The organism is Quyinboa mangrovi, from assembly GCF_042219825.1.
GTDB lineage: Bacteria > Bacteroidota > Bacteroidia > Bacteroidales > UBA5342 > JBHJHP01.
The window spans coordinates 25,980-49,641 of the sequence record NZ_JBHJHQ010000010.1; the positions used below are offsets into that span (position 1 = coordinate 25,980).

The 23,662-nt window shown below is 39.4% G+C and carries 14 protein-coding genes; 4 read left to right on the forward strand and 10 right to left on the reverse strand.

Going from position 1 to position 23,662, the window contains the following annotated elements; all coding sequences use genetic code 11:
* The first annotated feature begins 45 nt into the window (after window positions 1–45).
* Window positions 46–1,770 carry an FISUMP domain-containing protein gene (locus ACE1ET_RS18820; RefSeq protein WP_375729973.1) on the forward strand — a complete coding sequence of 575 codons (1,725 nt, stop codon included), beginning with the start codon at window positions 46–48 and terminating at the stop codon, window positions 1,768–1,770.
* A 30-nt stretch (window positions 1,771–1,800) separates the two neighbouring features.
* Window positions 1,801–2,325, forward strand: a complete 525-nt coding sequence (locus ACE1ET_RS18825) for a GNAT family N-acetyltransferase (protein ID WP_375729974.1) — start codon at window positions 1,801–1,803, stop codon at window positions 2,323–2,325.
* A gap of 12 nt (window positions 2,326–2,337) precedes the next feature.
* On the opposite strand, the gene ACE1ET_RS18830 is transcribed toward ACE1ET_RS18825, so the two are convergent.
* The 4 genes from ACE1ET_RS18830 to ACE1ET_RS18845 all read right to left on the reverse strand — a co-directional run bounded on the left by ACE1ET_RS18830 (window position 2,338) and on the right by ACE1ET_RS18845 (window position 4,835).
* On the reverse strand, window positions 2,338–2,781 hold the full coding sequence (locus ACE1ET_RS18830) for a nucleoside deaminase (RefSeq protein ID WP_375729975.1): 444 nt from the start codon (window positions 2,779–2,781) through the stop codon (window positions 2,338–2,340).
* A 4-nt stretch (window positions 2,782–2,785) separates the two neighbouring features.
* Entirely contained in the window at window positions 2,786–3,010 is a 225-nt protein-coding gene (locus tag ACE1ET_RS18835; RefSeq protein ID WP_375729976.1) for a plasmid mobilization protein, read from the reverse strand.
* Between the two features lie 93 nt (window positions 3,011–3,103).
* A complete protein-coding gene (gene hisS, locus ACE1ET_RS18840; RefSeq protein WP_375729977.1) occupies window positions 3,104–4,465 on the reverse strand; it encodes a histidine--tRNA ligase in 1,362 nt (453 codons plus the stop codon).
* Window positions 4,466–4,472: 7 nt separating this feature from the next.
* On the reverse strand, window positions 4,473–4,835 hold the full coding sequence (locus ACE1ET_RS18845) for a sulfite exporter TauE/SafE family protein (protein WP_375729978.1): 363 nt from the start codon (window positions 4,833–4,835) through the stop codon (window positions 4,473–4,475).
* 260 nt (window positions 4,836–5,095) lie between these two features.
* Between ACE1ET_RS18845 and ACE1ET_RS18850 the strand changes: the two genes are divergently transcribed.
* The gene (locus tag ACE1ET_RS18850) at window positions 5,096–6,184 is read left to right on the forward strand and encodes a DUF1573 domain-containing protein (protein WP_375729979.1); all 1,089 of its coding nucleotides are present in this window, start codon (window positions 5,096–5,098) and stop codon (window positions 6,182–6,184) included.
* Between the two features lie 181 nt (window positions 6,185–6,365).
* Here the strand turns inward: ACE1ET_RS18850 and ACE1ET_RS18855 are convergent, their stop codons facing one another.
* From ACE1ET_RS18855 to ACE1ET_RS18870, 4 genes are read right to left on the reverse strand one after another with little or no spacing between them, the layout of a single operon-like run.
* A complete protein-coding gene (locus ACE1ET_RS18855) occupies window positions 6,366–7,913 on the reverse strand; it encodes an OstA-like protein (RefSeq protein WP_375729980.1) in 1,548 nt (515 codons plus the stop codon).
* 13 nt (window positions 7,914–7,926) lie between these two features.
* Entirely contained in the window at window positions 7,927–9,273 is a 1,347-nt protein-coding gene (locus ACE1ET_RS18860) for a peptidylprolyl isomerase (RefSeq protein ID WP_375729981.1), read from the reverse strand.
* Window positions 9,260–10,129: a peptidylprolyl isomerase gene (locus ACE1ET_RS18865; RefSeq protein WP_375729982.1), complete on the reverse strand. Its 870-nt coding sequence runs from the start codon at window positions 10,127–10,129 to the stop codon at window positions 9,260–9,262. Before ACE1ET_RS18865 ends, ACE1ET_RS18860 begins: the two co-directional genes overlap by 14 nt.
* A complete protein-coding gene (locus ACE1ET_RS18870; RefSeq protein ID WP_375729983.1) occupies window positions 10,119–12,056 on the reverse strand; it encodes a peptidylprolyl isomerase in 1,938 nt (645 codons plus the stop codon). Before ACE1ET_RS18870 ends, ACE1ET_RS18865 begins: the two co-directional genes overlap by 11 nt.
* Window positions 12,057–12,297: 241 nt before the next feature.
* Here ACE1ET_RS18870 and ACE1ET_RS18875 point away from each other — a divergent pair, with 241 nt between their 5' ends.
* The gene (locus tag ACE1ET_RS18875; protein WP_375729984.1) at window positions 12,298–14,196 is read left to right on the forward strand and encodes a RecQ family ATP-dependent DNA helicase; all 1,899 of its coding nucleotides are present in this window, start codon (window positions 12,298–12,300) and stop codon (window positions 14,194–14,196) included.
* On the opposite strand, the gene ACE1ET_RS18880 is transcribed toward ACE1ET_RS18875, so the two are convergent.
* Both ACE1ET_RS18880 and ACE1ET_RS18885 read right to left on the reverse strand, forming a co-directional pair.
* Window positions 14,193–15,254, reverse strand: a complete 1,062-nt coding sequence (locus tag ACE1ET_RS18880) for a PorP/SprF family type IX secretion system membrane protein (protein ID WP_375729985.1) — start codon at window positions 15,252–15,254, stop codon at window positions 14,193–14,195. The two genes, ACE1ET_RS18875 and ACE1ET_RS18880, sit on opposite strands and share 4 nt — an antisense overlap.
* A gap of 366 nt (window positions 15,255–15,620) precedes the next feature.
* Complete coding sequence (locus ACE1ET_RS18885; RefSeq protein WP_375729986.1) at window positions 15,621–23,624, reverse strand: PKD domain-containing protein; 8,004 nt, start codon at window positions 23,622–23,624, stop codon at window positions 15,621–15,623.
* Window positions 23,625–23,662 lie beyond the last annotated feature (38 nt).

Below are 23,662 nucleotides of genomic sequence, written 5' to 3' on the forward strand. Positions count from 1 at the left end.
AACACTTCATAACTCAACAAATAAGAACCTAAATCATATCATAACATGAAAAACCTTAAAATTCTCCTCTGGGTACTGGTAGCAATTATCACCTTTTCCTATTGTAAAAAAGAAGAAAACAATACTGCTGTATTAATCAATATTTCGGTAAAGTCTGCACCTGAGAAGATTAACTATTATATTGGAGATACTTTAGACCTAAACGGCCTTGAGGTAACTCTGGTTTTTGATAATGGAACAACAGAAACAATTAGGAGTGAAGATTTTTCTTCCTTAGGTCTCATTTGTTCGCCTGAAAACGGTATAGTGATTAACTCTATTATTAATGAAATTAAAATAACAGATTTAGAAACAAGCATTACGGCAAGTCAGACAATAAAGGTAAATCCTGTAACTGTTAAATCTATTTCGATTAAGACACCTCCTAATAAAATAGATTATTATGAAAGAGACACCTTGGATTTGACCGGGATGGAGATTAAACTTACAATGAATAATGATAAAACGGAAGATATTCCATTTTCTGATTTTCTTGATAGCGGTATATTGTGTTCAATACCTAATGGCACCATATTGAGTTCCGAAATGACATCCATAGCAATTATTCATACTTCATCCGGTTTAGGAACGATTCAGACTATAACTATTAATAATATTATTATATCTGAAATAACATTGATAAACGCACCTCAAAAAATAGAATATTTTGAGGGTGACTCTTTAGATCTTACAGGTTTGGAAGTTGCTGTTATTATGAATAATGCAACATCAAAAAACATACCCTTTTCCGATTTTATAACGAATGAGATTACATGTTTCCCTCAGAATGGTTCTATACTTGATAAAACATCTTCCTCTGTTAATATATCAATTTTAAACTCTGACCTGAATACAACATTTGACATCTCGGTACAAGAGATTTTGATAACAGAAGTTTTAGTAATTAATCCTCCAAATAATATTTTATATGCTACAAACGAGGCTTTGAATTTAGAAGGATTAATAATCAGATTAGTTAAGAATAATAATTCTTATCAAAATGTCTTGTATTCAGATTTTGTTACTGAAGGAATAGTATGTTACCCCCAAAACGGTACATTACTTACTGAATCCAATCTTTCTGTTAAAATTACGCATGAGGAATCAAATAAAAGTGCATATCAGGAGATATTTGTGAAGAACGGACTATACGACATGGATGGAAATTTTTATAATACAGTGAAAATTGGAAATCAAGTATGGATGAAAGAAAATCTTAAAACTACCAAATTCAATAATGGTTTACCGATTGCCAATGCAAGAGTAAGTATTGAATCACCAGAAATAGACACCGCATCATATTGTTGGTATGAGTTTAAAAATGAAAATAAAGCTATTTATGGTGCTTTATATAATTGGCATGCTGTTAAGAGCGGTAATTTGTGCCCTAATGGCTGGCATGTCCCTTCAGATGAAGAATGGTCAATTTTAGTAGAGTTCCTCGGTGGTGAAGATATTGCCGGGGGCAAACTTAAATCAACCGGAACATTGTATTGGAAAAGTCCTAATACCGGAGCTACAAATGAAAGTGGTTTTTCTGCGTTACCGGCAGGAGATCATAGTGCAGATGGTCAATTTTTCAATCTTGGTACAAATTGCAAATTTGCAACCAGTACTCTATATAGAAGTGGAATAATTTGGCAAAGGACATTAAGTCGTTACAGTTCAAGTATTCTACGTGGTAACGGTAGCGATAAAGACGGAATCTCAGTACGTTGCATAAAAAATTAAAAACATTACAGTCGTCTACCGTAAAACCAAATGGGTCGCTACAAGACATATATAACTACCAGGTTACTTATCAGACCTGTTCAGATTGAAGATGCAGATTTTATTCTGGCCTTACTGAATACGGAGAAATTCATTCAATACATTGGTGACAGAAATGTCAGAAGTATAGAAGATGCAGAAAAATACATCAGGGATAAAATGTCAGGCCAGTTTGAAAGACTTGGATTTGGAAACTATGCGGTAATCCGCAAAGAAGATCATAAAAGAATCGGTACGGTCGGATTGTACGATCGGGAAGGTTTGGATGCTGTGGATATCGGCTTTGCTTTTTTACCGGAATATGAAGGCCAGGGCTATGCCCTTGAAGCGGCAGAGAAAATACTGCATGCTGCTTTTTATGACTTTAATCTGCCTTTTGTGTGTGCCATTACTACGAAAGACAATTATGCCTCACAGAAGCTCATTGAGAAACTGGGTTTGAAATATATCGGCACAACTGAAATACCTAATGATGATGAAGAACTGCTGCTGTATGAATTGAAAAAGCCAGATTGATTGGTGATATACCTACCGTTTCCCTTTAAAAAAATCTATCAGTAAATCGGCACATTCATTTTCAAGTACGCCGCCTTTTAGTTCGGTTTTGGGATGAAGCAGTTGGTTCCCGATTTTTGTAAAACCACGTTTTTCGTCGTAAGCGCCAAAGACCACTCTTGAAATCTGTGCCCAGGAAAGGGCTCCGGCACACATTACACATGGCTCAAGTGTCACATAAAGCGTACAATCAGTCAGGTATTTACCGCCCAGAAAATTTGCAGCGGCGGTAATTGCTTCCATTTCAGCGTGAGCCGTAACATCGTTCAGCGTTTCGGTATGATTGAATCCACGAGCTATAATCCGGTTATTCATCACGATAACCGCACCAACCGGTACCTCTTCTGCATCCAAAGCCCGTTTGGCTTCGGCCAGCGCTTTCTGCATAAAATATTCATCGGAGAAAAGTTCAGCCATTGGATCAGCGTTTAACGATCATACGATCCATCTCATCTTCGTCAAAAAGCGTGGGATAATCCAGTTCGAACTTATAAATGAGCTTTGAAAATATGGACTCACGGATGAAGCTTGATTTATTACGCACACCATAATCAGAGCAAAAGCGGGTAAACGATTTCATCTCTTCCTCATTCAGCATGAAAGAGATTCGGTGCTTTCTTTTTAGCGTTTCGCGTTTACGGTCCATATCTGTTTCAAACTTATTAATTTCCTATTTATACAGCTAATAAATAACCTTTTGCTTATTCACAAAATATGAACGTAACCCGTAATCTATCACCTATTTAAGTCTCTCAATTAATTCTTCTGATGAAACCAGCGTCTGCTCACCGGTTTCCATATTCTTCAGTGTGAATTTTCCGGCTTCCATTTCAGATTCTCCGGCAAGAACAACAAAAGGAATAGCTTTACGATTGGCATAAGTCATTTGCTTCTTCATCTTTGTATCATCGGGATAAAGCTCGCAGTTAACACCTGCAGCCCTCAGTTTCCGAAGACCGTTCAGACAATATGCAGCCTCTTTCTGACCAAAATTTATGAATAAAACTTTTGTGGATGCCGAACTTTCTTTCGGATATGCATCAAGCTGATTCAGCACATCATAAATACGATCTGCTCCGAATGAAATCCCTACACCGGAGACACCCGGCAAACCAAAAATGCCGGTGAGGTTATCATAGCGGCCTCCACCACATATTGAACCGATTTCCACATCGTTGGCTTTTACCTCAAAAATAGCACCGGTATAATAATTCAAACCACGGGCAAGCGTCAGATCCAGTTCAACCGGAAGCGTTAGCTTCAATCCGCTGATCCATGAGAATATCTCTTCCACCTCATCCACACCTTTCATAGCAGTTTCAGATCCCGACAAAACATTTCGCAACGTATTTATTTTTTCATTGGCTGAACCGGACAACAGGATGATAGGCTGTAGCTTTTCAATGGCCATATCCGAAACACCTTTCGACTGCAATTCCCTGTTGACATTCTCCAACCCTATTTTGTCCAGTTTATCAATCGCAACGGTTATATCCACAATTTTATCCGCTTCACCAATCACTTCAGCAATACCAGACAATATTTTGCGGTTGTTCAGTTTTACCGTCACATTCACATCAAGTGCACCAAACACGTCACTGATAATCTGGATCAGCTCCACCTCGTTCAGCAACGATTCGGATCCAACTACATCCACATCACATTGGTAAAATTCACGGTAGCGTCCTTTTTGTGGTCTGTCAGCACGCCACACAGGCTGAATCTGGTACCGCTTAAACGGAAATGATATCTCACTCTGGTGCTGTACCACAAAACGGGCAAAGGGAACCGTTAAATCATAACGCAGACCTTTTTCTGTAATTTGATTTGCTAAGCTTAACGAATCATTTTCATTTAAGTTCTCTGAAGCTACTTTTGATAAAAAATCCCCGGAATTAAGAATGCGGAACAACAGTTTGTCTCCTTCCTCCCCGTATTTTCCAAGTAAGGTGGACAGGTTCTCCATAGCCGGTGTTTCGATGGGCAAATACCCATACCGTTGAAAAATTGAACGTATTGTATCAAAAATATAGTTCCTGCGAACCATTTCTTCGGGGATAAAATCTCGTGTACCTTTAGGAATGGAAGGTTTTTGTGCCATTTATTGTTTATTTACTGAATATCATCTTGAGTGCTGCAAGCAGCATAAAAATTCCGAATAGTTTCCTTAACACTCTATCGGGTATATTTACAGAAATCAACGACCCCAAATAAGCTCCCACGACAAAAATAAGGCTGAGGATGATTGCGTTTCTCCAGTTGACATAGCCCATTCTGGAATATTTTAGCGCGGCAAGGATTCCTATTGGCGGAATCATTATTGCCAGACTGGTCCCCTGTGCTTCATGCTGTGAATATCCCAGAATGAAAACCAATGCAGGTACAATTAATACGCCACCACCAACTCCTAAGGTTCCGCTTAAGATGCCTGCGAGCAAACCGATGGCGAGTAATATTAATAGTTCTGACATCCTCATACAGAATTTTGTGCAAAAATAGTCAAGATTATTTATAAATCAGAATCAAACATATTTCCTTAAGCTAAATTAAGTGAACATGTCAATCATAAACATATTTCTTTATTCTAACCTACTGAGTTTTCAGGCAAATCTATATTAAACCATGCTCAATTAAAGAATTTAGGGCTCAGACGTTAAAAAATCTTTAATTCACTGCGAAATTTACATATTTTCAGCTAATTTTGATTTCCTAATCGAAAGAATAGCAGGATATGAAAAAATTCGGACGTACTTCAATTTTATTGACTCTCATCGTATTTACCTCATCTTTAGTTGCTCAGACACTTAGTCCTAAAATTGCGTTTTCTGAAACAGATCATGATTTAGGAAACATTAAGGAAGATGGAGGAAAGGTTGAAACCGTGTTTGAGTTTCGTAATCTGGGGCAGGAACCCTTGATGATTAAAAATGTAACGTCATCCTGTGGATGTACGACACCAACATATTCAAAAGAACCAATTCTACCTGGCAAAAGCGGCCAGATCAGGGCAGTTTTCGACCCAATGAACAGACCAGGTAAGGTACTGAAACATGTCACAGTATATACCAATGCAAGCGCTGAACCGGTAGTACTTACACTGACCGGAAACGTTGAAAAGAAAGAGCCGACCATATTAGATAAGTACCCTTACAGCTTCGGTGATGTTCGGTTGAACAAGTCACATGTGTCATTTCTGAAAATGAACAAAAATGAAGTAAAAGAGTCTACGGTTGATGTTATAAATACAAACCAGTCGAAACCTGTTAAGATAGAATTCGTTCGTGTACCTGAATTCATTACGGTTACAACTGAGCCACAGATACTACAACCTAATCAGAAAGGATTGATACACATAAAATATGATGCATCAAAAGTGAGTGACTGGGGATTTGTACTGAGTGGCATGTTTATGAAACAGAATGGTCAGGTGGATTACAATCATAAGTTATCGGTAAGTGTTACCATTGAAGACGACTTTACAAAAATGACCCCTCAGGAACGCGCCCAGGCACCTGATATCGTTTTTGAGAATACCACATTTAATTTCGGCACAATAAAGCAGGGACAAAAAGTGGAATATGAATTCCCGTTTTCAAATACAGGAAAATCGAACCTCATCATAAGAAAAGTAAAAGCTTCCTGCGGTTGTACTGCTATAAAACCAGAAAAAACAGTAATTGGCGCCGGGGAGAACTCTTCAATTAAGATTGAATTTGATTCAAGGGGAAAATCGGGCAGACAATATAAAACGGTTACAGTAATCACAAATGCACCCAATCACCCAACTGTTGTGCTTAAAATTATCGGAACTGTAAATTAGAATAGTAAAGATAAAAATCTACGTGACCGTTTTTCACACTATGTGGGAGAAGCGATAGCTATCTTCACTTAAGACCTAGAATTCCCATTTGTAATAAAGAAACCTCAAATTACCTAAAAACACAAAGAAATTGAAAAGAGGCGTACATGTCATATTGTGACAAATAAAAATTAAATGGGATTTAAAGTTTTTTCTCTACGGTAGGAACAAGAAGCGGATCCGGTTTAAAAATTTCCCAAGGCGTAAACGGTCGTTCATTTATGCGCCATTTAAAATTCTCCAACGTAAGTTGTCCAGGTGTTACCTTGGTTGGGTCCAGTATTTGCCCTATGGGTTTTGGAGACATAATCACCTTTTCAATCTTATTCCCCTTCATATAAATGGTCAGATACGGACTTTCGGCTTTATTGATACCCACAATATATGGCCCGTCAATCAGATAATAAAGACTTTCTGTATTACCGTCCACATATATTTTACGTAACATATTCCTCTCAATATACCCGCTTATTTTTTTCCCTTTTATCTGGTTGAACCGGATGGAATCCACACGCGAAATTAAAAAGGCGTCGCCAACCATATCTATCTGCTCTACATGGTTATTTTTACTGATCACATGTATTTCATTACCTGTCATCTGGTTATTAAGCGACCACATAATCGGGTTTTTATACATATTTATCACAGAATCATACGTAGAATAAACAATAGAATCGCACTTACCCTGGATATCAAACCTGAAGAATTTCACGTTGTGATAGGCTTTCATCAACCTGAAATCATTGGTGTCTGGCTCAAACGATAAAGTATCAGCATGTAGAAACAATGAATCAAATCCGGAATACTGAATAAACAAAGCAGAATCAGTTACAAAGGCATAATCCGTTGCTTCAGTAAATTTTCCACGTTTTCCTTTTATCTTAATTTGTTGTAATGTGTCAGTAATAACTACCCATTTAAAAGCTTCGCCCTTTTTATCTGTTCCGTCATAAACCAGATGTTCCCCTTCGATTATTTGTGCACCTTTTTGTATAAACGAGTTGTGCTTCAATTCTGAATAATTATTTCTGGGATCATGCCATCCATCCTCAGAGTACAGATGTACGCTGTCTGTGTATATATTGGTTGGCCCCAAAATCGAAATAATTTCTGTATTGGTATCGTACAACAGTGTATCGGTAAAGATATCCGAACCTGAAGTTTTTACTTTTACGTCATTTTTAAAATTTACGATCCCTGTATTAACAAAGTAATATCCTTTAATACTGTTCAATACAAAAGACGTATCGGTAACAGTTCCTCCATCAAAATAAAATCCGATATCGGTATTCAGGTCATAGTCCAGTTTTTCCGTTTCTATGGTAAGCTGACTGTTTTTATTTATCAATTTTACGTTCCTTCTTAGTCTGGCCAATTTGGTATTGCCATCATACAACAGTTCATCGCCATAAATATTAATGCTATCTGCCTTAATTATGTGTACATTCCCGTACGCATTGAACGCATTTTTTTCAGTAAACTGCCGGGCACTGTCACAATACATGGTGGCATCACCATCTTCAAATGATACATTTCCAATCAGGTCTCTAACACCGGGGTTATTGATTTTATCTTCTACCCACCGATCACAATATTTCAGTGTTACCATCTTGCCTTTACCATTTTTCTGGGCAAAAGAGACGGATATTACAAACAGAAACAATGTAACAATCAGATATCTGAGACTCATTTGCAGGTTGGTATTATTTTACCCATCCAGGGTATTCGAATTCACAGTTCCTCCATTTTTCATCAATGGAGATATACGTATCCAGCTGTTGTTCCTGTACCCACTCTTTCAGCTTTTCTTCTTTCTTCTTAGCCAGAACCTCTTCTTTTAAAACCTGATAATCATCTTTTAAGTTTGCCTTATGTGCGTCAATTCTGGATTTAAGTCTGATGATCAGGTAAACCTCCTGTTCCTTGTCATTCATCATTTTAAAAGGTTGTGAAATGCTGTCTACCTGAAGCGTCTGTACCATTTTAGCTATTTCCTGTGGAAGTTGGGTTATTTCAAATTTTGATGCACCTGTCGCTGGATTCGCCATCAGTCCACCGTTACTTCTTGTAGCATCATCTTCTGAATAATACAACGCAGCTTTTTCAAAATTAAATTTCCCTTCATGAATAAAATCTGCGATACTATCCAGACGCAGAATTGAATTTTTCCTTGCTTCATCCGAAATCTGTGGTTTAAGCAATATATGTCTCACATTAACGCGGTTTCCCGTACGTTCTATCAACTGCATAATATGAAATCCATACTCTGTCTCGACCACTTTAGATACTTTATTCGGATCACGAAGATTAAATGCCACATTGGCAAACTCAGGAACAAGCTCGCCTCTGCCACGTAAGCCAAGTTCACCACCTCTTCTTGCGCTTAATTTATCCTGCGAATATAAGATTGCCAGTGTACTGAAGTCAAAACCGTTGTTTACACGATCACGGAACTCCCTTAACTGAGCCTTAACTCTTTCTATTTCTTCCTTTTCAATTTTTGGCTTTACCTCTATTTTCTCTACTTCATACTGAGCCGGAATAACCGGGATGCTGTCTGACGGAAGGCTGTTGTAAAATTTACGAATTTCGGAAGGTGTTGTTGTTATGTTCTCTGTGAGCTTGTTCTGCATCTGACGCGTAAGATCCTCTTCACGCATTACATCACGAAGATCTTCCTTAATCTGTATCGTAGATTTATCAAAATATTCCTCCAGTTTTTCCTTTGAACCGATTTGTGAAATATAGTAATTTACCTGAGCATCAGCCCGCTCTATAATTGCCGATTCACTGACCTCCAGACTGTCCAGTTTGGCCTGATTTAGTAACAATTTCTGAATCATCCTGTCCTCAAGCAATTTACATTTCAGATCTCCGGAATAAGATACACCCTGCGCCTGCAGTCGTTTAAACTGTTCCTCAATATCGGATTTTAATATCGGGTCAGCACCAACAACAGCAATAACTTCATCAATTACATTGTCCTGTGCCTGAAGTGTCATCAAGCCAAAGAGCAGTCCAAGGGTAATAAAGAGTTTATTTATCTTCATAATATATTACTTTCTTATTTTCAATTGCATCATTTAAAATATCTCTTTTGAATGTGGCAATATATTCCAGTCGTTTTTTATGTTGCAGAATCTTAATAATTTGTGGTTGTACATAGATGAGTGGTGCTGTTTCTCCTGCATCCTTTTCATCAAACACCACGAGATAGTACCTCGATAACGAATCTGACTGCTCAATAGTTACACCTTTTATGAGCGCACTATTATTCAGCGCATCAGGCAGATACTTTTCAAGTACCGATGCCGGCAACCATTTTTCGGAAAAGTCTTCATATTTGGAGGCATTCTGAAAACAATAATCTTCAAGCTCCAGCAAGTCATCTTCCGTCCTGTCTTTCATCCAGGATTTTAAATCATCAATACGCGGAGCATCCAACGGAATTTGCAAAAAAATGCCGTTAATGATCTCTTCATTCAGCTTAAAATTCTCAGGGTTGCGGTTATAGAACTCAGCTATTTCAGTTTCACTGATTTCAGTGGAGGCTTTCTGATCTACGAGGAGTTCCATATACTTACTAACAATAAGAGAATTTCTGTAATCCTCCACCATCTTCTCAATGGAAGGATTAGTGCCAACATTAAGTTTTGCCTTTTGAAGAATCAGCTCTTTGTTAACCCACTCCTGAATATATCTGTCCACAATATCGGCACTGTCTGTCGCTTTTGTATTTTGGGGAACCAATGTTTCTATATCCGATTTTCTGAGTACTTTATCATACACTTTCACAATAACATCACCAGATGCTTCGGGTTCGTTATTGCAGGAATAAAATGCTGTAGCAATAATTAACAAAACAAACCATTTCCCAATATCATTTAAAATGGTTTTATTTATCACCGGCCACTTCTTTTAGTACACTTTTATTGACCTTTATCTTGTATTTCTTTTTGAGCGATTTAACCCATTTATCTTCCAGCTCATTCTGATAATCTGAAGTTACTGCACCACGACATTCATTCAGCTTTTTAAGTTCGCCAGCCGGATACGTTTTTCCATCTACGAACACTACGGGAAATTTCTTGTCTGGTTCAACCTTTTCACCATCCCATATAAACTGGTCTACCAATTTATTCTGCCCTTTTGTGAATGAACCCGGTTCGTATTTAAAATTAAGTTTCTTTTCGTTCAGTTTTTTAAATGCATCACGGATTGGCATATCCTCTGCCAGCAACAATTTCACAGAGTCCATCACTGTATCTGATTTACAGTAAATAATATTCCCGCTGAAATGAGGCTCATCCCATTTATAATCTTTTTTGTGCTTTGCGTAGAATTTTTCCAAACCTGTTGTATCCTGAGATGCTTTATCCCAAACCTCCTGAGAACTGATATCAAATAACAGAATTCCATCGTGATATTCTTTCATCAGGTAACGGAACTCCGGATATTTTTTCTCAAGCTGACCGTTTTCATAATCCACCAGTTTTTTATCGTAAAACTGTGCCCACTTTGTTTTAATCCTGTCACTTACATTTGGACTCTCACCTCTGGGATTTGCGATAAGGTAATCTGCAAAATCCTTCTGAGTGTAAATGCTGTCTTCAATTTTAAGCACCGGTTGATCCATACTTCTGGTATCAGCTTTAAACAGACTGTCAGTGTATGCATATTTACCAGACATTGCTACAAACGGCTTAATATTATCGTTGTAAACTTCAATATTATATTCCTTTTTAAGCTTATTAAGAAAACTTTCATGAGCTTTATTTCCCCTGTCATCTTTCAACAGACGCGCCTTAATCTTATCTTTAAGTTCATTGAACGGCTGCACATCTCTTTTATCAATCAACTTAATTATATGCCAGCCAAACTGAGTCCTGATTGGTTTGCTAATGTCGCCCGGTTTCTCCAGAGCAAATGCTGCGGTTTCAAAAGGCTTAACCAGTTGGCCTGTTGAAAACCAGTTTAAACGTCCTCCATTACTTGCTGTTGAATGGTCATCAGAATTCTTTTTTGCCAGATCTTCAAAGTTCTTTCCATCCAATAACTGCTCATAAATTTCATCAATCTCCTCTTTTTTCTGTGCCTTAACATCTGCCGGATCATCATCCCTTGCCACCTTCATGATATGTTCCACCAAAACCTCACCAGGAGACGGCCTTTTATCCGTTACCTTAATGATGTGATAACCGTATGTTGTTCTGATCGGCTTGCTGATTTCACCAACAGGTGTATTGTATGCTGCATCCTCAAAAGGGAAAATCATCTGGAACCCTTTAAAATATCCAAGGTATCCACCATTTTGCTGAGCCGAAGGATCAGCAGAATATTTTTTTGCCAGTTCTGCGAAGTCTGCCCCATGTTTCAACTGATCAATAATATCCAGAGCTCTATTATATGCTTCCAGTGTATCCGCCGGTGTTTTTCCGTTCTTTATGTCAATCAGAATATGGCTTGCCTCAACTTCTTCATTTAACCTGTCATAAGCCTGTTTAATGTAAAATTCATCCACATCGCGGTCAGTCAGGTATGGTTTGGCCAACTGTTCTCTATAGCCACTCAGTTCTTTAACGAATTCCGGTTTCTGATCCATCCCCCTGTTTTCGGCCTCAATTACTTTAAGTTTAAATTTTTCGAAGAGGTCAAGATAATCTTTTACGTCCTTATACGTAATACTGTCCTTATCGTTGTTTTTGTAAAATAAATATTCAAATTCCCCTTTGGTAATATCCTGATTACCAATAGTCATTAATACTTCATCAGACTGGGCATAGCTATTTATCAACAATCCACAGGTAAATAAAACTAAAAGGAATTTCTTCATAATTCTAAAATATTAATATCAAAGTTTAACTTACAGTTTTCAAAAAACGATGACGCGATTAAAATCGTATGATCCGCCAAAAATAAAGCCAAGTAGCCAATTTTTTTTATCTGAGCAAAAGTACAAAATATGTTGAAATAGCAAATTAAAAAGTGTTTACAATCATTAATAGAATAGAAGCTGTTTACAGAACAGTTCAGGAATTAAAAACTGAATTGAAATTATCACCTATATTTGCAGTATGGCATACCCGTTTAAAGAGATATTGCAACGCTTTTGGGGATATAACTCTTTCAGGGATCTCCAGGAAGATATCATCGAATCTGTTTACCTTAAAAAAGATACGCTGGGGCTGATGCCAACAGGTGGCGGAAAATCCATCACATTTCAGGTTCCTGCCCTTGCCATGGATGGAATCTGCATTGTGGTAACTCCACTTATTGCTTTGATGAAGGATCAGGTGCATAACCTTCTTAAAAAGGGTATTAAAGCTGCAGCCATTTACTCCGGAATGCGCCGCGAGGAAATTGCAATTACGCTGGATAACTGCATTTACGGAAATTATAAATTTTTATACCTTAGCCCTGAACGTCTTGAAACAGAGCTTTTTCTTTCAAAACTGGAACATCTCAACGTATCATTTATTACGGTGGATGAAGCACACTGCATTTCGCAGTGGGGTTACGACTTCCGTCCTTCCTATCTTAATGTGGGGAATATCCGTAAACTGAAACCGAATTGTCCGGTGCTTGCACTAACAGCTACCGCAACACTACTCGTTGTAGATGACATCCAGGAAAAGCTGGGCTTTAGCAAGAAGAATGTCTTCAGAAAAAGCTTTAAAAGGGAAAACCTGGCTTACAAGGTTGAATACTCTGAAAATAAATTCAACAGGCTGGTAGAATTGCTTGTGCAACATTCAGGATCAGGCATAGTGTACGTCAGGAACCGGAAAATGACCAAAGAACTGGCCGAATTTCTGACACTAAATGAGATACCTGCTTCGTTTTATCATGCTGGACTGGATAGCTTCGTAAAAGACAAACGGCAAAAAGCGTGGACAGAAAATAAAAGCAGGATCATGGTTTCCACCAATGCCTTTGGGATGGGAATTGATAAACCGGATGTACGCATCGTGGTTCACTTTGATATACCGGATTCGCCTGAAGCTTACTTTCAGGAAGCTGGACGCGCAGGCCGGGATGGAGAACCTGCCACTGCCTTTCTGCTGTATTCCAGAACTGATGTGAGTAACCTGAAAAAAAGTTTCACGAATGCTTTCCCCGAAAAGTCGTTTATAAGAACCGTCTACCATCATCTGATGAATTATTTGCAGGTTGCCATTGAGGATGGAATCGGCAGAACCTTTGATTTTGAGCTTGGAAAATTCTGTAAAGCTTTTGCACTGAATGTGGTTCAGGCTAATAATGCACTTAACATTCTGGAAAGATCAGGCCTCATTCAGAACACGGATACCCGCGAAAATAATTCCAGATTATACTTCCTGGCCGGAAAGGAAGAATTATTCGGTTTTCAGAATCAGCGACAGGAATATGAGGAACTGATAAAAACCATTCTCCGTTCTTATTCAGGATTATTCAGCTCTTATGTTTACATCAGTGAACAAACCATTGCAGGAAGAACAGGGCTAAGCAATGAACAGGTATATCAGTATCTTGTAAATCTTGACAAAGTGGGACTGGTTAAATATATCCCCCAGAAAAAAACACCTACCATAACACTTCTGAAAGACCGTGTTCCTGAAAATATCATAACCATCTCCAAAAGCATATATGAAGAACAGCAGGAACGCATGAAGAGACGCGTGGATGCCATGCTGTACTACATTTCTTCAGATTTAATATGCAGGAGCCAGATACTACTGGCGTATTTCGGGGAGAAAAAAAGTAAGCCTTGCAAAATATGCGATATCTGCACATCAAACAGTCAACAAAAAGACCTGTCCGGTTCAATCCGTAAAGCGGTACTGGATAAACTGAATCTTACAGGATCAATAGATATAAATGAACTGATTAAGGACCTGACATATGATAAAGAAAAAAGCATGGAAGTGATCCGGTTCATGGCGGATAACGGAGATATTCTTTTAGAAGACAAGCAAATAAAAATAAATTCCTAGAAGCGCGTACGCTTACGCACCCGTGTTGAATACCTTCCGTCGCTTCCTTTCGGGAAACAGGCCACGGGATTTTTACCCAGCTTTTTAAATAATCCAATATTACTTAATTCATACGTCAGTGACACCTCATGGCTTCCGTATGCATGTGACGATAAATTGGAAATCGTTATATCATAACTGTATCCGATCTGTAATCCGTCAATTTTATATTTTAAGATAAATACGATGGCATCCCTGTTCAGCCTGGCACTGATCTCATCGCTGAAGTTTGGCACTGCCCTAAGCCAGACACCAAAGTCAAGCGAAGTATTGTAAATATAAGCACCAAGATCTATCTGATCAAAACCTCCCTGATGCATGTAACGGAAATTGGCATCAATTGAACGAACCGGGCCGCGGTTACGATCTGCTGTTTTCCATACATTCATTCCACCGAACGTTACAATCTTCATCGGTAACTTAGACTCCTGGTTCGCAAACGACTGGTTAGGCTGACTAATATGATCTACTGTCACACCAAGCCACATATCGTTGGAATACAGGAAAGCAGAGGCGCCAAAATCGAAATAATTCTTATTCTGAAGGCCATTCATGTAAAGTTCGGAAGTTCGCGCAGATGTATTAGATACATAATCGTTCAGCAAAGCATCGGCAAATTCAAATTTTGAAAAGTCAATGCTGTTCTGACAATAGGCTGCCTGCAAACCAGGAATGATCTGCCATTTGGAATTCATCTGTAAGCGATAAGAATACTGCACTGAAAAATTAGTTTGGGCAAGATCGGTTGAACCGGCTCTGTCTTTAAGAACCATAAAACCAAGACCACTGTTGTAATCATCAAGATACATGTCGTAAGACGCAAGCATTGTTTCGTAGACGGTTCCAATTCCAGGCCATTGATTTCTGTAGTTCAGGGACATTCTGGGCTCACCGCTGGAACCTGCAAGAGAAGGACTTAAATAAGAGGTTGTGGCATAATATTGCGAGAAATGAGGATCCTGACACCAGGCGTGGTATCCGGCAAATAACATTAATATAACAAATGTCAACTTTTTCATCCTGCTTGCCTTCGAAGATCAATTGAAATAAGATGGTCGGCATAATTGCTTTAATTAATGGTTTCGAAACATCAACACATCTTATCACACTTCAAATTTAATGTTTATTTTACATTTAGACAAATTAAGTTAACATTTTATTGCGCCATATTTAATGTTTTCAAACATTTTTATAAAGATATATTTACATTAATTGCAATAATATTTTCAATCGTACGTTTATAAGGGGTTTAAATTCATCATATTTAAGTAAATAAGCTCATAGGGAATGTAAAATAATTTACATTAAGGAAATATTCAGACGCAATAAAAAAAACCTGCCGGAGACTATTGTCCTGACAGGTTTATCATCTTTAAAAATATATACTATTTCAACAACGTTACATCGCCTGTTTTAACAACTTCGTTGCCATCTTCAAATTCTGCATCCACCTTCCACACATAAACACCCTGCTGGCACAATTTACCGTTGTAATATCCATCCCAGCCAACATTCACATCACGGGTTTCAAATACCATAAGTCCCCAACGATCAAAAATGGTTAATCTATATGTCTTTAACATGGATTTATCTACCAGAGGATAAAAGATATGCGTATCGCCGTCGGTATAGGTACCTCCCTGCGCACCACTTTTTATTGGCATAAATACGTTTGGATACCTGACATTATAAACATCAGAAACTTCAAGAGCACTTTTCTGCAACATGGTGTCTCTACATCCCTCCTGAGAGATGACAATCAGACTTATATCATATATTCCTTCATGAGAATACCGCTTTTTAGGCTCGAATTCGTGAGACACATCCCCGTCGCCAAACGACCAGATATAGTCGTAACCGTTTTGCGAGAAGTTACTAAAGGAAATTTCCTGAGAGAATGAATGCACCACATGAGGCGTCATCAGGAAGTCAGCCTTAACACCGTCGTAAACATTAACCCTGCGCACCAAAGTATCTGCATGGCCTACATCATTAAATACGGTCAGCTTAACATCATAGGCACCTGGTCTGTAATAGGTATGACTTGGATTTTCGTCTGAAGAGAGGGTACCATCCCCAAAATCCCACAAGCTGGCCACCATTCCCTGTGAATGGTTCACAAACGACATGGTTACTGGTGTACATCCCACAGTCGGTCCTGTAAATTCCGCAATCGGAACCGAAGGATTAACAACTACGCCCTTCACCTGCAGATCAGAACAACGATCGTCTGTTATATCAACTTTAACGTTATAATTACCCCAATTGTCATACGTATGAACTCCAGGACTCAGACTATCAGAAACTGTACCATCTCCAAAATCCCATACAAACCGCCAGGGACCTTTATTTGCAATACTGGCATTTATTGTTACCTCTGCAGAAGGCAGCGTAACTTCTGCCGGAAGTATCTCGAACGAGAAATCCGGTTCAGGATACACAGCAATGCGTTTCATAAATGTATCGGTACAACCGTAACTTGTTTTCGCAATCAGAATTACATATTCACGAAAATCTTCTGATGTTTTGTTCACATATTGTTTTATCGGCATGGCATCCATGGTTGTTGTTCCATCTGCCAGATCCCAGAAATATTCTGATGCATTCACCGACTTATTCCTGTATGCAATCGTGAACGGACTACATCCCGCCGTATCACAATCAAATTTAGCAACCACGCCCGGCAGTACCTCCAGAGCCTTCTGTGTTCTGCTTGAACAACCATAGCTATTAGAAATTCTGACCGAAAGATTATGATATTCCGGCATCGTTGTCATGTTCTCAAAAGTCTTGCTAAATACAGAATCGCTGCTTTCGAACAAAGTTTCTTCACCCAATTCCCATTGCATTGTACCTGCGCCTTTACACTCATTTGTAATCACCAGATTAACAGGAGAGCAGCCGGAAATAATATTTGCCTTGAAGCCCGAAACCGGAGTCGGATATACTTCAATTACCTTAACAGCGGTATCAGCCATGCCATACTGAGAATAAGAAAGCAGTTTCACCGTAAACTGTTTTACATCGTTCAGTGATTTATTTTCGAACGTATGAGTCGGATTGGAAGCAACCGAAACCGGTGTTCCGTCACCAAAGTCCCATTCAAAATGGGTAGCACCCTGTGACAGGTTTTTAAAGTCTACCGAAAGTGGAGAACAACCGTTTCCTGTATATTCAAATTCTGCTTTTACCAGCGGATACACATCCACCGACTTACTCATTTCTCCCTTACAGCCAAAACTGTTTTCAGCCAGCAGGTTAACCTTTCGTACTGACGGAGCCAGCGTTTCATTAATATAGGTATGTGCAAGATCAGAGTTATCATTCTTAACCACAGGATCACCTTCACCCAGATTCCATGTATAGGTTTGGGCATGATCCGAATAGTTTTTGATCATCACATTAAGCGGAGAAAATCCCTGAGCCGGCTGTACTTCAAAATCTACAATTGGCTCAGGTGAAACCAGTAATGTTTTATTGATAGAATCGGAACATCCATAAGCAGATACAGCCACCAGTTTTATGCTGTGCGAATCGATATTTTCTGTCATATTTTCGAACGGCAGAACCGGATTCTGACGATAATCAGCAGCACCATCAATATACCATACAAAATCGTTGGCATTTTTCGATTTATTCATATAAATGGCTGTCAACGGGCTACACCCAACAGTATCGCCTCCAAAATCAGCTTTTATCTGCGGAAACACCTCAATAATATCGGTTGAGTGTGAAGAACATCCGTAGCCATTGGCTACCTCAAGCCGTACCTCAAAGTATTTAGGCAGAAAAGATGTATTCTCCAATGTCTGTTTAAAATCTGTCACTCCTGAAGTGAAAGTATTATCACCAATAGTCCACACGGATATGCTCTGTCCCTGGGATTTATTTTCAAAATTAACCGTTAATGGTGCACAACCTTCATTGGCGTCCAGTGTAAATTCTGGTATCGGAACCGGATGTACCGTAATATCTTTATACGCTGTATCGGAATACCCGAATTGAGACAGGGCTACCATCATTACACGGTAAACAACAACACTATCCGGATAAGGATTTTCAAATACGTGCACAGGGATTGAACTTTCCAGAATATCGGATCCATCACCAAAATCCCACTTGTACCTTAATGCACCATTTGATGTATTTCTAAACGCTACTGTCAACGGAGTACAACCAACACTGTCGCATTCAAAAGCAGCATTAATAGGAGGAAATACATTTACAGTCTGACTCATTGAATCAAAACATCCATAACTATTCTGTACCAGCTGTACCACATTATGACTCAACGGTGCTGCCGTATTATTAAGATAAGTATGTGTAAAGTTCAGTCCCGGATCATTTAACATATCTCCGTCACCCATATTCCAGACCACACTTACTGCATCTTTGCTCTGATCAGTAATATATGCTTCCAGCGGAGAACCACCCTCAGGAGTAATATCAAACAATGCGTATGGTGATGGATTAACAGTAATTACTTTTTTAACGGTATCGATAAAACCATATTTGGACTGCCCTATCAACTGGACTTCATATTGAACCGGAACCTTAGTATCGTTTTCAAACCGATGGAATGCATTTCGGCTCATCCATTTTCCACTACCGTCACCGAATGTCCAGATAAACAGATCAACGCCGGAAGAAAGATTGGTAAAGTCCACATCAAATGGCGAACAACCAACAGAATCACATTCAAAATCGACCTTCATTGCCGGATAAACCATTACCGTTGACAAAGACGAATCCTCACAACCTTCCGGGGAAATAATATTCAACGTAACATCATAAGCTTCCGGTGCTGCGGCAGCCAGATATTCATGTGCTGTACTCTGTGCACCTGCAAGTATCTCATCAGGACTTACATCACCAAAACTCCAGTGCGATTCCAAAGCATTAACAGAATTGTTTGTCAGCACAGATGTAAACGGAGACATTCCACCAGAAGTGGCATCAAACACAGATTTCACCATCGGCTTGATCCGGATAGTTTTGGTCATTGTATCCCGGAATCCGTAAGCAGATTCAACACTTAACCTTACATTATAAAACTTATCTGCCAGTGTTTCGTTCTTAAATTCGTAATTCAGAATTTTACCGTAGAATGTATTCACACCTTCTATGGTCCATTCGTAAAACAAACCACCAACAGACTTATCAACAAAGGAAACCTGTAATGGAGGACAACCTTCCAGCGGACAATCAAAATCCGCTTTCACTTCAGGATATACGATAACCATTTCCGAAGTGGAATCCACACAACCATAACTGTTTTCTGCTTTCAAATCCACAGAATTAGCCACAGGAAGCTGTGTATTATTTATAAATGAATAATTAACATTGTTGGTTGTATTCATCAAAACAGAATCCGTTGCGCCAAATACCCATACATAAGCATCGCCATTAACAGATTGATTTTCCAGAATAAGATCCAAAGGTGATTTATCATTCAACACCCCTGCCATCCTGGCTACAGGAACCGGATAAACGGTCAGATCCTTGGTAATCTGATCCTGATCACCATATACAGAACGAGCTTTAAGAGTCAACTGATGAACCTGAATCGCGCCTGTATTATTCTCAATCTCGACCGGGAAATGCACATCACCTCTCACAAACGTACCACCATCAAGCGACCATTCATAAAATACTGCACCCGTAGATGTACTTGTTGCAACGGTGCTCATTGGCGAACAGGATACTGAATCAATATCGAAGTCCGCAATAAGTATCGGGTTCACCGTTACATTATCGTAAATAGAATCACGACATCCGTAAGCATTCACTGTCGTAAGACTGATATTTTTGGTAACCTGTTCAGGATTCACATTACCAAACCACTTAATTTTAGTAGTTAATGCATACGTCGTGTCCAGATCGCCATCATCCATATCCCAGTAGTACACATCACCACCGGTGGTTATATTTTCAACATACACTGTGTCATCAGGATTACTTGTAGCCGTAATATTCCATGCAGCTTCAGGAACGGGGAATATAATTATATCCTTATATATGGTATCCTTAAATCCCCACATCGAAGTTCCTGTCAGGCGAACGGTAAATGTATCCGGTTCACCGTTTGACTTGGAATTAACAAAGTTATGAATTGGAAAAAGACGGGTTTCTATTGGCGATCCGTCACCGAAATCCCATTCAAATGTACCGGCAGGTGTTGATGTATTTGCAAACTGAACCTCCACCGGCGAACATCCGTTTGCAGGCATATTAAAGTCCACGAAAAATTCAGGATATACCCTCACCTGCATCCCGGTAGAATCAAAACATCCTGCTTCTGATTCAACAATATAAGTCAGATTAAACAGTTTAGGGAAAAAGTCTTTGTTTTCGTATAAATGCGACACCGGAAAATCATCGTCTATTTCCAAAGAATCAATATTTCCATCACCCCATTTTATATACACGTATTCACCGTTCTTACTATCATCTGTCAGTGTCAGTTTCAGTTTTCCTGCCACCTGATCCTGATCATCAATAAATCCGGCAATAACAACAGGATGTACTGCCAAACTATCCCTGTAGTTGCTACTACACCCGTAATATGAAGTTGCATCAAGATTTACAACAAATGTTGTGTCCGTTATACCATTATTAAAATACTCTGCATAAACAGTTGGATTAGCACCGGAAGCCAGCGTTCCGTTACCGAAGTCCCACTTATATTCCTTGGCACCGCCATCAGCAAAAATGAGCACATTCGAGCTTTCACAAACAGGATTACCTGAGAAATTAAATTCAAAATGAGCCTCGGGATAAACCATCATATATGTGAATGCAGTATCTGTACAGCCATAGCTGTTCTCAGCCACCAGGTTCACCAAAAAACTCTCCACCTGATTGGTGACCGAAGTATTAACAAACTGATGCGTCACATCAGATTTATCCAACAAAACTTCCGAATTTCCATCACCATAATCCCATGTATATTTTACTCCTCCTGCTGAACCATTTTCCAACGTGATATCAACCGGACTACAGGCGGGTTTATATGCCGTGTTTATTTTTGCAATAGGATTTGGATTTACCAGCAAGGGTTGACTGGTTGAAGCTTTACACCCTGCCCCGGAAGTTACCTCAAGTTCTATTACAAAGGTGGTATCTTTATCATCAGGCAGATCAAAACTGTAATCAGGTTCAAATTCATTGGAATAAGATGCACCCTGAAAATGCCATAAATATGTTGCACCACCTACAGAATTATTTTCAAAATGCACGTCCAAAGGCGAACAACTCCCGTTGTGATCCATATTAAAATCAGGCACAGGCACTTTGTTAAATGTAATAGCAACGGTATCTGTTGCCACACAACTGTTATTATCTTCTCTCCAGACCAGCTTATAAGTTCCGTAAGTTGCAGCTGTCACTTCTGTCTCTTCATCAAACTGATCATCAAAAGTCAGCGCCCCGGGTCCACTGGCAATAGTCCAGCTTCCTGTTCCAACACTTGGTTGAGCATCAAGTATAATTTTATTATCACATACCGAAGCGTCATTACCTGCAAAGGGATCCGGATTCTTAGTAAAATCAATCTCAACCTCGTCATATCCATTACAACCATTTTCCTCTTCGCTGAACCGGAATATGTACACGCCTTCCTTATTGACTCTTACTTCCGTCATGTTACTACCAAGATCACCAAAGTGAACATTCCCCGGTCCACTTACCTTGGTCCATGTAAGCACACCTCCTCCCGAAGAAGTTTCAACATCTGTAGTAAGTCCGCAAATAATACGATTTCCACCAACAATAACAGGATCGGGCTTTTTATTTACTCTGATAGTCACAGAATCGTTCATATCACACCCATTGCCATCAATAACACGGCAATACAGCTTAAATGATCCTGTATCAGTAGCTGTGAATAATGGTTTAGAATCCGGGCCACTTAAATAAGCAATATCACCGGACCATACATATGTATATGAACCCGAACCTCCACTTACATTAGTATTAAGTTCGCTGCTTTCACCTTCACATAAGGTCAATTCGTTAATGGCAAAATCAATATCCACATCTGACACAACTATATTCCTGTTGCGCACAGCAGAACACTGATTATTATCCACAACCCTTAGCCGCAAACTGTAAGTATCCGGAATATTGGTCGTAAACTGGGGATTTAAAACATCTGTAGCTGACAAAGGATCAGTGTCATTCTCCCATGTATATGTATATGGTGCTGTTCCTCCCATGACCGTGTTGTTGAATGTAAAACTGGTGCCCGGACACAAATAAGTCGGATCGCCCGTTGCCACAAAAATGGAAGGATTAGGATAAACAGTTACAAATGCCCTGGCCTCTGCAATACAATCCCCGGTTCCCACATAAGTATAAATCATCTCATGCACTCCGGGGCCGGAGATATTGGTATTGAAATTACCAACATTAGGATTTGAAAAACCTCCTGAGGGAGAGCTCCAGACTCCTCCACCCGGATGACCTGTAACCCTGACGGTTGCTCCGAGACAAACATCGGTATCAGCAGGTGTATTAAATGTAATTGACGCGGTAGGAATATCCACCACGACAATTCTTGCTGTTTGCGAAACCGGATCATTCCCGGGATACTGGTTACAGTAGTTCCAGTTATTCAGGGTGACCTCAAATTCCTTACCTACGTCGCCTGCATCTGTAGGCGGCACATAAATCGTTCGCGAACGACTATACGGCAGTTGCGGTTCGGTAACCGGACCAGGCAGTTTGTTTACAGCATCAGAAAAAGTTCCGGCATATGGCACGCCATCAATAAATACATCGGTGAGTGTTGTGGCACCCGTTCCGTATTCCCACTGAATCCATCGGCTCTGGTTGTTAATGTTATCTTCTTCCTCTGGCGGAACACAGTTCCAGTCACTCACATCCCTGAATACTACGGTAGTATCTTCACCAACACAAACATAAATTACCCGTTCAACGATATTCAGTTCACCACCATTGGCATTATCCACATCCCAAACCGTAACGTTCTGCTCCTGCACACTACTGCTACATAAACGGCCATCAATTCGTAACCACACCCTGGGCTGATAATTACAAGATCCATCCACAGCATCAGGATAAATATGCTCAATAGTTGCCTGATAATCATCCCCGCCGATATTCTGAACCATTCCCGGCCCTGCCCCATACGGAATATTAACAACCGTTCCGTCTCCCCAGTCCACATCAAATGTTACAGTAGTCGGATCAGCAACTCCCATTACGCCCCGATAAGTAATTTTCCAGTCCACATGAACCGGAGCACAATATTTATCCGGTGTAATATCGTTTGCTTTGGATAAAACATTACATTCCTGAGCCTGAACTTTGAAGGTGAGTATCAGGATAGAGAAGAGAAGCACACCATATTTAATGGCTTTTTTCAATTTTGATAAGTTAAAATTTAACAATATACTTAAATTAT